The sequence below is a fragment of the Salinibacterium sp. GXW1014 genome, from assembly GCF_044769865.1.
Taxonomy (GTDB): domain Bacteria; phylum Actinomycetota; class Actinomycetes; order Actinomycetales; family Microbacteriaceae; genus Homoserinimonas.
This window is the reverse complement of sequence record NZ_JBIZWA010000001.1, coordinates 1824979-1838465: the sequence shown is the minus strand read 5'-3', so window position 1 is coordinate 1838465 and position 13487 is coordinate 1824979. Positions and strand designations below refer to the sequence as shown.

The 13487-nt window shown below is 66.9% G+C and carries 12 protein-coding genes; 6 read left to right on the top strand and 6 right to left on the bottom strand.

Annotated features, from left to right (window positions below; genetic code table 11):
- The first annotated feature begins 84 nt into the window (after window positions 1-84).
- Window positions 85-1377 carry an O-antigen ligase family protein gene (locus ACIQK7_RS09035; RefSeq protein WP_403023552.1) on the top strand — a complete coding sequence of 431 codons (1293 nt, stop codon included), beginning with the start codon at window positions 85-87 and terminating at the stop codon, window positions 1375-1377.
- A gap of 8 nt (window positions 1378-1385) precedes the next feature.
- Here the strand turns inward: ACIQK7_RS09035 and galE are convergent, their stop codons facing one another.
- Both galE and ACIQK7_RS09025 read right to left on the bottom strand, forming a co-directional pair.
- Window positions 1386-2366: a UDP-glucose 4-epimerase GalE gene (gene galE / locus ACIQK7_RS09030; protein ID WP_403023549.1), complete on the bottom strand. Its 981-nt coding sequence runs from the start codon at window positions 2364-2366 to the stop codon at window positions 1386-1388.
- A 25-nt stretch (window positions 2367-2391) separates the two neighbouring features.
- Window positions 2392-3381 carry a glycosyltransferase family 2 protein gene (locus ACIQK7_RS09025; protein ID WP_403023546.1) on the bottom strand — a complete coding sequence of 330 codons (990 nt, stop codon included), beginning with the start codon at window positions 3379-3381 and terminating at the stop codon, window positions 2392-2394.
- A gap of 44 nt (window positions 3382-3425) precedes the next feature.
- Between ACIQK7_RS09025 and ACIQK7_RS09020 the strand changes: the two genes are divergently transcribed.
- Entirely contained in the window at window positions 3426-4523 is a 1098-nt protein-coding gene (locus ACIQK7_RS09020) for a glycosyltransferase family 4 protein (protein ID WP_403023543.1), read from the top strand.
- Between the two features lie 27 nt (window positions 4524-4550).
- Here ACIQK7_RS09020 and ACIQK7_RS09015 read toward each other — a convergent pair whose 3' ends face one another.
- Window positions 4551-5732 (bottom strand): DegT/DnrJ/EryC1/StrS family aminotransferase, encoded by a 1182-nt coding sequence (locus ACIQK7_RS09015; RefSeq protein ID WP_403023541.1) that lies wholly within the window; start codon window positions 5730-5732, stop codon window positions 4551-4553.
- Window positions 5729-6673, bottom strand: coding sequence for an NAD-dependent epimerase/dehydratase family protein (locus ACIQK7_RS09010; RefSeq protein WP_403023538.1), 945 nt, complete (start codon window positions 6671-6673; stop codon window positions 5729-5731). The genes ACIQK7_RS09015 and ACIQK7_RS09010 overlap by 4 nt, the downstream gene beginning before the upstream one ends.
- A 115-nt stretch (window positions 6674-6788) precedes the next feature.
- On the opposite strand from ACIQK7_RS09010, the gene ACIQK7_RS09005 reads away from it, so the two are divergent.
- The 4 genes from ACIQK7_RS09005 (at window position 6789) to ACIQK7_RS08990 (ending at window position 10346) form a co-directional block, all read left to right on the top strand.
- Entirely contained in the window at window positions 6789-7709 is a 921-nt protein-coding gene (locus tag ACIQK7_RS09005) for a glycosyltransferase (RefSeq protein WP_403023535.1), read from the top strand.
- A gap of 87 nt (window positions 7710-7796) precedes the next feature.
- Window positions 7797-8498, top strand: coding sequence for a glycosyltransferase family 2 protein (locus tag ACIQK7_RS09000; RefSeq protein WP_403024035.1), 702 nt, complete (start codon window positions 7797-7799; stop codon window positions 8496-8498).
- Window positions 8495-8857, top strand: coding sequence for a DUF2304 domain-containing protein (locus ACIQK7_RS08995; protein WP_403023533.1), 363 nt, complete (start codon window positions 8495-8497; stop codon window positions 8855-8857). The genes ACIQK7_RS09000 and ACIQK7_RS08995 overlap by 4 nt, the downstream gene beginning before the upstream one ends.
- 58 nt (window positions 8858-8915) lie before the next feature.
- The gene (locus tag ACIQK7_RS08990) at window positions 8916-10346 is read left to right on the top strand and encodes a DUF2142 domain-containing protein (RefSeq protein WP_403023530.1); all 1431 of its coding nucleotides are present in this window, start codon (window positions 8916-8918) and stop codon (window positions 10344-10346) included.
- On the opposite strand, the gene ACIQK7_RS08985 is transcribed toward ACIQK7_RS08990, so the two are convergent.
- Window positions 10336-12204, bottom strand: a complete 1869-nt coding sequence (locus ACIQK7_RS08985; protein ID WP_403023528.1) for a hypothetical protein — start codon at window positions 12202-12204, stop codon at window positions 10336-10338. The genes ACIQK7_RS08990 and ACIQK7_RS08985 overlap by 11 nt on opposite strands.
- Window positions 12201-13487 carry a hypothetical protein gene (locus ACIQK7_RS08980; protein ID WP_403023525.1) on the bottom strand — a complete coding sequence of 429 codons (1287 nt, stop codon included), beginning with the start codon at window positions 13485-13487 and terminating at the stop codon, window positions 12201-12203. The genes ACIQK7_RS08985 and ACIQK7_RS08980 overlap by 4 nt, the downstream gene beginning before the upstream one ends.

Here is a 13487-nt window from a genome sequence, read left to right as displayed (position 1 = left end):
CACGGGATAAAAGGGTGAGGGGCTGGATTGGGTCGCCTAACTCTACACGCGAGGCCGACCGCCATGCCGTAGCCTGAAGGCCCCATGGCAACCCCAGGCACGCGACTGATCCCCGATGCGGGGTGGGCCTTCTTTGCATCGGCGGCCTTCACAAAGACGGCGACGCTCACCGCTCTCGGCATCGTCTTTCTCGCGCACCCGATCACGGCAATCATCGGATGGTGGGGCTACGGAGCCATGCTCGCCACCCTCGCCATGTTCTGCGGCGTCTCGCTCTACGGAAGACGGGGTGAGATCGAGTGGCAGGGGATGCTGCCGATCTCACTGCTCGTGTTCGTCGGTTGGAGCGCGGCCTCGGTCGTGTGGAGCCAGTACAACTGGGCGTCCCTCGGCGGAGTCGCCTACCAGGTGGCCGTCGCGTTCCTCGGCGTCTATATCGCGCTGAGTCGTGACCTCCTCCAGCTCGTGCGAGCCGTGGGCGACGTCTTGAGAGTGGTGCTCATCCTCTCGCTGGCGATGGAGGTCTTCTCCGGACTCCTCATCGACATGCCGATCCCGTTCCTGGGCATCTCGGGCAATCTGCCCCTCGGGGGTCCGCTCGAGGGGCTCATGGAGACCCGCAACCAGTTCGGAGTCGTGGCCGCGATCGCCGTCATGACCTTCTTCGTCGAGGTGGCCACCCGCTCGGTGAGCCGTTGGGTCTCGGCGACCTCCCTCGCGGGAGCGCTCCTCGTCGTCGTGCTGACACAGTCCCCTGTCACCATTGGAGTGCTCGCCGTCCTGGCGGTCGCGACCGCCGTGCTCTTCGGCATCCGTCGTGCGAGCGTGCCGCTGCGGCAGGCGCTCAACATCGCGCTCGTCGTCGTGGTGGGCGCGACACTCGTGATCGTATGGGTCGCACGCCAGCGCATCATCGACCTGCTCAACGCGGGGAGCGAGTTCGAGCTGCGGTACACGCTTTGGATGCAGGTGCTGGGGCTGAGTCGCCTGCACCCGATCGAGGGTTTCGGATGGGTCGGGATCTGGCCTCGCGATGTGCCGCCGTATTCGTGGTTCCTCGTGGCCGGGCGCGGACACGCCTCGGCACTCAACGGATTCGTCGACGCCGCGCTCCAGCTCGGGCTCGTGGGCCTCGCTGCTTTCGTTGCCCTCCTGGGTCTCGCGCTCGTCAGGTCGTGGCTGCTCGCGACCCGTCGCCGCACCATCATCTATGTCTGGCCCGCGCTGGTGCTCCTGGTGCTGGCCGTGACCTCGCTCGCAGAGAGCTCCCTGTTGGTCGGCTTCGGCTGGCTCACGCTGGTGATCTGCTGCGTCATGGCATCACGAAACCTCAGTTGGCGCACGCGACTCCCGAGGGACGCCAGCACGGTCGCCTAAGCGAAAATTTAGCCCGCGATGTGTGCTCGCCAGGCGGAGGCGACGATCTCATCGAGCCCGTGACGCGCCTGCCAGCCGAGCACCTCCCGGATCCGTGTGGGGTCCGCAATGAGCTTGGGCGGGTCGCCCGCGCGCCGAGGCAGCACCTCGGGCTCAAGGGCCATACCCGAGGCACGGGCAATCGCGTCGACAACCTCACGCACACTGCTGCCCTCCCCGGTTCCGACATTGAACGCGGATGCTGCAGGCCGCTCGCCCGCGCCCCGACGGGCATCCAGGTGGTCCAAGGCGGCGAGATGCGCTTCGGCGAGGTCGAGCACATGGATGTAGTCGCGAATGCAGGTGCCGTCCGGCGTCGGGTAGTCGTCGCCGAAGATCTTCGGCTGGTCGCCCGCATCCAGACGCTCGAAGACCATGGGCACGAGGTTCTGCACCGCTGTGTCACCGAGGTCCGGCCATCCAGCGCCCGCGACGTTGAAGTACCGCAGGGACGTGACGGAAATGCCAAGTGCCGTGACCGAATCGGCAAGGAGTTGCTCACCGGCAAGCTTGGTCTCACCGTAGGGGTTGATGGGCCTCGTGGGAGCGTCTTCTGCAACCGCCCCCGTGTCGGGTTCGCCGTAGACGGCAGCGGACGAGGAGAAAACGACGCGCTCGACGGAGGTTTGTTCAATCGCCATCAGCACGTTTGCGAGGGAGCCGACGTTCTGCGAGTAGTACCAGGCCGGGCGCTGCACGGACTCGCCGACCTGCTTGCGGGCGGCGAAATGGATGACGGAGTCGACCGAGTGTTCGGTGACGAAGTCGCGCAGGACCTTGGGCGTCACATCCGTCGCGAGATCGATCTCGAGCGTGGGGATTCCCTCTGTGCGCGCGCGGACGCCGTTGCTGACGTCGTCGGCGATCACCACCGAAGTGCCTCGTTCACGCAGGAGGCGCACGACGTGCGATCCGATGTAGCCGGCTCCACCGGTGACCAGTACCGTCATGCCGCACACTCCCGGATCGTGACGTTCATGGCTTCATTCCATCACGGGCGGGCTGCAGGATGTCCCGGAACACGTCGAGGGCGCCCTGGCTCGACAGGCGCCGATAGGAACCCGCCCTGTGCTCGTCCAGCACGGTGCCGAGCCGGGCGAGGCGCCGCCGCGGCAGTCCCGCCCGCACGCGGTCGAAGCGCGCACGGTCGCGCGCCGCCGCGAGGATCGCCTCGGGCACGGGAAGTTGAGCAAGCCGGTCGGCGAGCGCCTCAGCACGCACCGCGAGTATCTCGTAGCGATCGCCACGCTCCTCCAGCATGCGCGAGATGCGGTAACGGAGCGTGGGTTTGGTGGCCCCGATCTGGTTGGCCCCGTGCTGTCGGTAATCGATGAGCGGTTCCTCGACGAGCTCAACCTCGCCAATAGCGGCGGCGATCGCCGCGAGCCACTCATCATGCACCCATGTCGAGGGAAACGGCATGGCGTACTCCAGCAGCGTTGCGCGGAACGCGACTGTCGCCCCCGTCACCAGATTGCGGCGGAGATACGCCGAGAACGCCTCTCCCCCATGGATCGCCTGACGTTCAGCAGGCGACACCCAGAGCGCTTCGAACAGTCCCACGTCGAGTGGTCGGCCGGCGGCGTCGACGAGTCGGGCATCCGAGTGCTGCAGCAGGAGACCTGGTCGGGCCTCGAAGGATGCTGCGGCCCGCTCGAGCCGATCGGGATGCCACCTGTCATCTTGATCGCTGAGCACGATGAGCTCGCCCTCGCAGGCGCTGACGGCGCGCTCGAAGTTCTTCGTCACGCCGCGGCGCCCTCCGGGGTCGAGAACTCGGAGGCTCACCCCGCTTCGCGCGGCCTCGTGGGTGGCGCGGATGATGTCGAGCGTCGCATCCGTCGACCCGTCGTCAGCAACGACCAGCTCGTCGGGGCGCCGCGACTGGGCAAGGATGCTTTCCACCTGCTCAGCGACGAAACGCTCGCCGTTGTAGGTCGCAAGAGCCACGGAGATGGTCGTCACGCCGTCGAGCCTAGCGGCGCCAGCACGCTCGCTAGCATGGGCGCATGCCTCTCGTGTTCGTGAACCTCCTGCAGTCGACCGGCACGAAGGGCGGTATTGAGATCTATGCTCGTGAGCTCTACCGCAGGCTCGGCGAACAGCCGGGCGAGTTCACGTTCGTGGGATACGCGAGCACCGAACTCATGGAGCGCGATCACTCGTGGTTCCCCGGCGAGGTCATCGACTCTGGCATCAGCGGCGAGAACCGAGTCACTTGGGCCTTCGGCGAACTGTTCAGCGTCGCGCGGGCAGCCAAGCGGGCGGGCGCCGACCTCATCCACGGCCCCGCGATGTTCGGGCCGCTTCGTCCGCCCGCGCCGCTCGTCATCTCCGTGCATGACCTGCTGTATTTCTCGCACCCGGAACTCATGCAGACGAAGCTCTTCACCGAGCCCGTCAAGTGGATGGAGAAGCGGGGTGCCGCGGCAGCCTCGCGGCTCATCACGATCAGCGAGTACTCGGCGAGCGCCATCCGCCGATACCTCCGATTCGATGACGACCGGATCGATGTCATCCCTCTCGCGGGGCGCGCACCGGACCCCTCCGTGGGCGTCGGTCTCACCCGGGCGTCAGACCTCTTCCTTGCGATCGGCCAGCGCAGCCCCTATAAGGACTTCGGGACCGTGGTGCGGGCGTGGGCACAGATTCCCGAGAACGAGCGACCTCGCCTCGTCATCACCGGAAGCCACGGAGACGACCCACTCATTCCGCTCGTGCGCGAACTCGGCCTAGAGCGCTGGGTCGAACTCAAGTCGTGGGTGCCGACCGAGGAGCTCACTGAACTGTTCGCCACCGCAACGGCGCTGATCGACTCGACACTCGCGACAGGCTTCTCGCTCCCGACCCTCGAGGCCATGGGAATCGGCCTGCCCGTGATCCTCGCCGACACCGAGGTCTTCCGCGAGGTGGGGGCGGATGCGGCCGACTACTTCGCCGCGGGAGATCCCGCCGACCTGGCGCGGGCAGTACGGAGCCTCGCCTCTCGCCCCGAGCGTCAGCGGGAACTGACGAGGCTCGGTCTCGAGCGGTCAGCGCAGTTCTCGTGGGAGAAGGTCGCAGAGCAGACCCTTGAGTCGTTCAGGAAGGCCCTTCAGCGCGGCTGAGCCGCAGCATCCGACTCCTGAAGGCGCTCAGGAGAGGGCGGAGAGGGTCTCGAACACGAGGTCGATGCCCGGCTCGACCGGGTAGTGATGATTGCCGACGAACAGCCCGTCCACGTGCACCTTGTCTGCAGCGGGTAGCTCCTCGGGCACGACCGCGTCAAGGTAGCGCATCACTGGGTTCCTCGCGAAGTTGCCGGCCACAATCGGCCGCGCCTCAACACCGGCAGCTTCAAGGGCGCGCGCCACATCGGCCCGACGTCCCGCGAGAGCGCCTTCAAGCACGAGGGAGAATCCGAACCAGCTGCTCTCGCCGGTCTCACGCTGCAGGCGCACCGTGTCGAGGCCGGCGAACTTGGAGACGAAGTATTCTGCGTTGCGTCGGCGGCCTTCGACCAAGGACGGAACCTTTTTCAGCTGCTCGATGCCGATCGCCCCAGACATCTCGAGCGGCCGCACGTTGTAGCCGGGCAACACGAAGCGGAAGAGGTCGTCGAAGCGGTCGCCCGTCTTGTCGTGCACGAAGTTCTTTTCGGGCAGTTCGCGGGTCCAGCCGTGAGCGCGGAGCGACGTGAGCTCCTGGTATAGCTGCTCATCATCGGTGAGGATGACGCCGCCCTCCATGGTGGAGATGTGGTGCGAGAAGAAGGCGCTGAACGTGCCCATGAGCCCCGCCGCGCCCGCCCATGTGCCCTCGTGGCGCGCGCCGAGGGACTCGCAGTTGTCTTCGAGCAGAACGAGGCCGCGGTTCTCGGCGAGAGCCGTCAAGCGCGTGAAGTCGTTCGGGTTGCCAAGGAGGTTGACCGCGAAGATCGCCTTGGTCTTCGGCCCAACCGCTGCCTCGGCGAGGTCGAGGTCCATATTGAGGGTGTCGATGTCGATGTCAACGAAACGCGGGATCAAGCCGTACTGGTGGAGCGGGTAGTACGTCGTCGCCCACGACACAGCCGGCACGAGCACCTCGTCTCCAGCGTTCAGGTCGATCCGAGGGTCGAGCACGGCTGCTGCCACCGCCAAGAGGTTTGCGCTGCTTCCGGAGTTGACCATGACGCCGAAACCCGCGCCGAAGTGTGCGGCGAACTCTGCCTCGAATTGCTTGACCAGCGGGCCCATCGTGAAGCGGCCGCTGTCAACGACGCGCTGGATGGCGGCATATTCCGCCTCGTCCCAGCTGGAGGTAGCGAGGGGGAAACCCTGGGATGCTTCGGTCATTGCGTGGATCCTTGCTCGGGGTTGTGCGACGCGAGGTATGCCGCGGTCGTCGCGGCATAGCCCTCGTCGAGAGTGGTCGTCGGGTTCCAGCCGAGGGCTCGCGCCCTGCTCGAATCGAGGAGCCGCTGCATGACGCCAGACGGCTTGGAAGTGTCGTAGTCGAACTCGCCCGTGAACCCGACCGCCCGTGCGGCTGCCTCATAGTAATCACGAATCGAGTGGTCGACGCCGACGCCGAGATTGAGCATGGCGGGCCATGCTTCCAGCTCGCCCACTTCGGTGACGAGCCACGCCGCCAGGTCCGGAGCGTAGGTGAACTCCCGCCGCGCCGTGCCGTCGCCCCACACCGGTAGTGACTTGTCGCCGGCGCGCACTGCGTCATAGGCCTTCGCGATCGTAGAGGCAACAAGGTGCGAACGACCAGGGCGGAAGTCGTCACCGGGCCCGTAGAGGTTGCTGGGAACAGCAGCGCGATACGCCCAGCCGTACTGTCGACTCGCGTACTCGCAGAGTTTCGTGCCGGTGATCTTCGCGAGCGCATAGCCCTCGTTCGCCCCCTCGAGGGGCCCGCCCAGGAGGTCATCCTCAACGATGGGCTGGCGCACATCCGCCGGATAAATTGCTCCGCTTGAAACGTAGAGGAACTCGGGCACCTCAGCGGCGATCGCCGCCGAGATGATGCTGCTGTCGAGCTGGATGTTCTCCTGCAGGAACGTTGCCGGTCGCTCGAGCTTGTCGGCGATGCCCGCCACCCTTGCAGCAGCGTGGATGATGGCGTCGGGCCGGAGCTGTGCGATCACCTCGGCGGTCGCGGAAGCATCGCGAAGGTCGACCTCGGCCCGTGTGAGTGCGACCAACTCGTCATCGGGGCGCAGGCTCGGCCACTGCTGCACGATGCTCGAACCGAGCATGCCTGCCGCGCCCGTGACGACGACGCGCATCAGTGGGCCCGCCCGATCGGGCGGAGCACGCGGAGGTCTGGAGCGCCAACACACATGCCACTGAGCTTAGTCGAGCAGCGTCGCCAGACCTGATGGCTGGGTAGGCTGGGTGACCGTGAACGCAGCCCAGCAGAGTCCAGCAGCCGGTGAGCCACTCGACATCATGATGCCCTTCTGGGGCAGCGTCGACCACTTCATGATCGCCGTCGAGAGCGTGCTGCGCCAAGAGGACCCCAACTGGCGCTTGACAATCGTCGACGACGTCTATCCGGACCTGTCGGCCGGCGAGTGGGCGAAGTCGATCGATGACCCCCGAGTCTCCTACATTCGAAACGAGGAGAACCTGCGCCCCAGCCGCAACTACAACAAGAGCGTGGGGCTGGCCGAGAGCGAGTTCGTGACGATCATGGGCTGCGACGACGTCATGCTTCCCGGATACGTGGGTCGCATCCGGCAACTCATCGCCGAGTTCCCGGATGCCGACATCATCCAACCGGGGGTTACCGTCATCGACGAGAACGGCAAGCCGGTCGAGCCGCTCGCCGACCGCGTCAAGGCGCTCTACCGTTTCCGTGGCACGGGAGCACGGCAGTACCGGGGCGAAGAGCTGGCGACCAGTCTGCTGCGGGGCTTCTGGCCGTACTTTCCGAGCGTCACCTGGCGGGTCTCTCGCGTGGCATCCGGATTCCGCACGGACCTCGACGTGACGCAGGATCTCGCCATGATGTTCCAGATCGCTGCTCAGGGTGGCTCGCTCGTGCTCGATGATGAGGTCGTCTTCGCCTACCGTCGGCACTCAGCGAGCGTCTCGGCCGTGACCGGCCCGGATGGTTCCAAGTTCCGACAGGAGCGCACGCTGTTCCGCGAGGCTGAGGAGACGGCCAAGTCTCTCGGCTGGCCGAGGGCGGCGCGGGCGGCACGCAATCACCTGACCTCACGCCTGCACGCGCTCACCGAACTGCCAGGCGCGGTCGCCAAGCAGAACAAGACGGGCATCCGCACGCTCACCCGGCACGTGCTCGGGCTTCCCTACTGACGGCGAACGGCGTAGCGCAAAGCCGACCACCGGCGCGTCGATAGAATCGTGGGCGTGTCCCCAGATCACCCGCGCACGCTCATCGTGATGCCCGCCTTCAACGAGGAGGAGTCCGTCGGCGACGTCGTACGCGAGGTGCAGGCGAAGCTGCCCGGAGCCACCGTCCTCGTCGTGGACGACGGATCGCGGGATGCGACGAGCACCGTCGCCCGCGAGGCCGGCGCGCTCGTGGCCACGCTTCCCTACAACCTCGGCGTCGGGGGCGCTATGCGCGTCGGATTCCGCTACGCCCTCGAGCGCGGCTTTGACGCCGTCGTGCAGGTGGACTCGGATGGCCAGCACGACCCAGACGGAGTGCCCGCGCTTCTGCGTGAACTCCAGCACGCCGACCTCGTCCTGGGCGCCCGGTTCGCGGGCGAAGGCGACTATCGCGTGCGTGGTCCCCGCCAGTGGGCGATGAAGGTGCTCGCCCTCGTACTCAGCCGGACCTCACGCACGAAGCTCACCGACACCACCTCGGGATTCCGCGCATCGGGCCCCCGAGCCATCCGTCTCTTCGCCCAGCACTACCCCGCCGAATACCTCGGAGACACAATCGAGGCGCTCGTGATCGCATCCCGCTCCGGCCTCGTCGTGCGACAGGTTCCTGTTGCCATGCGCGTTCGTGCTGGCGGCGTGCCCTCCCACAATCCCTTCAAGGCGGCCGCATACCTCGGCAGGGCCGCCGTCGCGCTCGTTGTCGCCTTCATCCGCCCCCGTTCCACCTACCGTGTCGGGAGCGCACTGTGACAGTCACCAGCTACATCTTCGGCATCGCCTCCGCGCTCCTCATCCTTGTGGTGGTCATCGAGATGCTGCGCAGACATCTGCTTCGGGAACGCCACGCCATCTGGTGGTTCGTCGCGGGCGTCATGGCTCTCATCGCCGGCATCTTCCCCTCGACACTCGAGTGGGCGGCGGATGTCATCGGCATCGAGGTGCCCATCAACCTGGTGTTCTTCGTGAGCATTACGATCCTCTTCTTCGTGTGCTTGCAGGCATCCGCCGAACTCACCAAGCTCGAGGCCCGCACCCGCACCCTCGCCGAGCGCGTCGCCCTCATCGAGATGGAGTTGGCATCGAAGTCGGGCAACAGTGACGGCCGCTGAACCGCGGCCTCGCCTCTGGCGGCCGTTCACTGCCGCATGGGTAGTCATCGGTCTTCTCATGTCGCTGTGGGCGATCGCGACTCCGATCGGTGCGGCACCCGATGAGCCCGCCCACCTGGTCAAGGCGGCGTCGGTCGTGAGAGGCGAGTTCATCGGTGACCAGGGAAGCTTCGGCCACATCGTCGACGTCCCTCGCTACGTCTCTCATACACATGCCCAGACCTGCTACGCCTTCGACGGTCGCGAAGAAGCAGACTGCGCCCCCGAAGTGCCTGTGCCGACGGACGAGGTTGTCGAAGGCTCGACGACGGCAGGACTCTACAACCCTCTTTACTACCTGCTGAGCGGATGGCCCTCACTGCTCTTCGGCGATAGCACGGGCATCTATGGGATGCGCCTGGCGAGCGCTGTGGTCGTGTCCGGCTTCCTGGCTCTCGCGTTCGGGCTTGTCTGGTCGTGGCGCCGTCGCGTGCTGCCTCTGATCGGACTCGCGGTCGCGACGACCCCGATGGTGCTCTTCCTCGGCGGCACCGTCAATCCGAACGCTCTGGAGATCACCGCAACCCTGGCCGCCTTCACGGGGATGCTGACCATCATTCGAGAGAGACACCTGCCGATCGCGCCCAGCGCGGCCATCGTGCTCGCGGGAGCGGCCGTCGCGGGCAACATGCGCGGGCTGTCGATCCTGTGGCTGGTCGTAGCGCTACTGGTACCCCTCGTCCTATTGCGACTCGACGAACTCACGGCACTCCTTCGCCGCCGAGCTGTGCTGGTGGTGATCGCGGGCGCCGCCATCGCCTTCATCGCGGCTGCGGCGTGGCTGTTCGGCACCAACTCGCTCGGCGCCGCCGTCGACGATCCCCTCACCGAGACGATCGCCCCAGGGGTCGGCGCGCCCTGGTATTACGGCGCCTGGTGGACCTTCCAGGCCACCATCGACTACCTGCAGGGCGCCATCGGGATCTTCGGCTGGCTCGACACCCCCTCCCCCCTCTTCGTCTTCGCCGTATGGGCCACTCTCATGGGCGGGCTGCTCCTGCTCGCAGCGGCCTTGCTCAGGGGACGTGCCCTCGTCTTCGCGGTGCTGCTCGTGGGAGCCACCATCGCGCTGCCTCCCCTCATGCAGGCCGTCTACATCACGGGCGGGGGGATCATCTGGCAGGGCCGCTACATCCTGCCGGTCCTCGTCTGCGCGGTGCTCGGCGTGGCCGCCGTGCTCTCGGACGTGCTGCCCGCGGCCGGTTCGCCGCTGAGGCGACTCACCGTCACCATCGCGGTGTTATGGGGTGCCGCGCAATTGCACGCCTTCGCAACAGCATTGCGTCGCTACAGCGTGGGACTCGACGCCAGCTGGGCGGACATGCTCACGGCCGCCGACTGGGTTCCCCCGGGCGGGCTCTGGCTGTCGCTGCTTGGCTTCGCAGCCGTGGTGGCTGGCGGCGCCGCGTGGATAGTCGCGGTATCCCGAACCCGCGCGCTCAGCGCCTGACGACAACCGCCTCAACCTCGGGACAGGCTCCAGCGAGTTCCGCACCGAGCCTGGTGTCGGCCGAATGCACGATGGTGCCGCCGCCCATGAGATCGACGATGCTGCAAAGGTCGGCAACCTGATTGGTGTCATACAGGCCATAGGCGGCGTTGCGAAGCTCGTCGTCACCTTCGAGGGAATCGGCCCACATCTGCATCAGCCAGAAGTTGATGGTGCTTTCGTGTGCCGAACCGGAACGCCACAGCACGTGGGACTGCCCGGGGTCAGCGAGGCTCGTGATCTCATCGACCACGTCGTCGCCGTGGCCCAGGAACTCGCCACGCAGAAGCTTGACGACTGGCCCGGCCTGCCGCTCACGTGTAGTCCCCACCGGAACCCAATCGAGGAAGACGAACAGCATCCCAGCCGCCGCCAGGAATGCGACGATGCGAAACGGCCGCTGTGGGATGCGATGCACGATCGCCGCCGCGACGACGCCGAGCAAGAGGAGCACCATGACCACCGTGATCAGCCACATGTACTTGAGCGGGTAATACGTCCACGGTGTCGACTCGTTCCGCGAGATGAACAGCAGCAGGGCCAAGCCGAGCAGGCCACCCCCGGAGACGGCGACGACGCCGAAGACGACCGGATGCCGCGGGCTCCTGAAGGCAGCGATCGCCAGCACGATCGTGCAGATGATGACGGCGCCGAGAATCCATCGGGGCACCGAGTGGGCACCGCCGGGCGCGGAGAGGAAGCCGGAGAGGGCCAGGAAGCTGGGAAGCACGACCAACAGGCCGTAGAGCATGAGTTGCGCGAAAGAACCGAGGAGAAAGACTGCAGACCAGCCCCGCACCGAGGGCAGGGTGCGGCGGTGCCTGAGAAAGACGACGAGCGCGAGTGCGGCGGGAAGCAGCACGAAGGGGCTCCACACCGTGAGAAGGAGCGTCGCGGTCAGGCACAGGAGCGCGAGGGAGTGGGCTGGACTTCGCTCCTCGACGAGATATCCCGCAAACGCTGCCAGGACGACGAGCAGTGCGATGTGGGCGTTGAAGAAGCCGAACTCGAGCGGATACCCCGTCACGATCCAACTGAGCGGCACGAAGGAGACAACCGCTCCGACCGCCGCCACGGTCAGGTCGCCGCCACCCGCCCTGGAGGTGATCGCGGCGGCAAGCACACCGGCCAGCAGGCAGACTCCAGCGATGACCATGGCCCACACACCCGTGAACGCGGTGAGGTCGTGGCGGAGGAGCTCCCCCGGTTCGACGGCCGAGCGACCGGGCGCCATCGCGAGGGCGAGGAGCGCCGCTGGCAGAGGAACGGGGTTCTCCTCCGGCCCGGCCGCGATCCCGTTGTCCGAGAGCACCCTCCGGGCAAACAGCACGTTGTTGGCGGAATCGCCGTGCACGACGAGAGACAATCGTGAGGCCCCCGGCAGCTGGGCGCTCACCTGGGACAGGACGATCCAGAAGGCGCCGCCGACTGCGGCAGGCGCCCAGGTGACGACCGTGGTATGACGCGGGCGGGCGATCACGATGTCCCGGCCAAGATGCATGGCGGCGCCCGCAAGACCGACCAGGGTCCACACGGCGGTCACCGTGATGTGCATCGGCACGGGGGTGAGCGGCGAGAGCATCAGTACCCCGACGACGAGCCACAGGGTGACGACGACCGCACCCATGATCGCCGCGAAGGATCCCATGCGGGCGGATGCCGCGACTGTCCACGGCACGGCAGCCGCCGCGAGAAGGGGCCACAGGGGAAGGCCGAAAAGGGTCCCCGCTGCTGCGGCCACGACGAGGAACGCGAAGACCGCCGGAATCACCGAGGGCCAGACGCTGCGACCTGAGCGCAGTCGCTGCGTGCGGGTCACGGCAGGACCTCGCTGGAGGTGCGGCGCGGCATCCGTCCCGCTGTCGCGAGCAGCCAGGCCGCGTGCGTTGCGAGGCCCACAAGCGGCGCCACGAGGGTCGCCGCGCACACACGGAGAATGATGTCGTCGATCGGAAGCGCCATGATCACGACCGTCGCGAGGGCAGCGAGAAGCCATCCGGTCGAGTAGGCGAGGTGGCCGCCCCTGCCGAGCACCGCCGAGCCGCTCACGCTGAGCGCACCGACGAGCACGGAGGAGGCCACCATGATGGCGATCACGCCGCCGTCAAGGGTGACGGGGGCGCCGGAGACGAATTGGAACACGGCGGGTCCGAGCCACCAGCCGGCCAAGGCCAGCAGGAGGCCCCCGAGCAGCAGCACGCCCAGGATGATGAGGAGGAAGCGCACCCAGCCTTCGAGCCTCTCGCGGAACTGCACGATGAAGTAGCCCTGAAGTGCCATGACCGAGACGACGAGTGGCGCGCGGGTGAGAGTCATGGTGAACACGAGTTCACCGATCAGCGCGGCATCGGCACCGCGCGACGTGACCCCGAGCAGGAGGGGAAACGCGCTCACGAGCACAGCGGTCGAGACCGCAGCGAGCATCGTGCGCGCCACGTTCCACGAGAGTCGCCCGAACCCTACGTCGATGTCGGTGCGGCCGACGACCCCCCGGCGGATCACTGGCCACAGCAGCATGATGGCAAGAGGGAAAGGGAGAGCCACCGCCCACGCGAGTGCCACGATATCGTCTGCGACCGTCAGCATTACTCCGACGAGCAGGAGGCGCAGCACACCGTCGATTGAGATCATGAGGGCGAGCGACCGCCACTGGCTGACGCCGTAGAGGGTGCCACTCAGGGTGGCGACAAGCACATAGGCTCCCGTTCCCACGGCGAGCGGCCACACGAGCGCCCACCCCTGGGCCGGGAACACAGCGTCGACCCAAAGGGGCGCTGTCGCAACCGTGAGAATCACCACGAGACTGGCCGCGAGCACGCCGAAGTCGCGCGACCGACTCGCGCGGTGTCGGCTGCCGGGAGCGATGGCATGCGTCGCCCTCGTCACCTCCTGCTGGATACCGGAGAGCGCGCCCACTACGAGATAGATGGTCGCCCAGAAGATCGCGAAGAGGGCGTACGGCGCCGGGCCGACCACCCGGTAGACGAGCCAGGTGACAAGGTAGCCAGCGACGCCAGCGACGACGGTTGCGGCGACGATCTGCGTCGCGCCCCCGCCCGTTCCCCTGTTCTCGTGCGCCGGCGCGCCCGCCCCCTCGCTCAT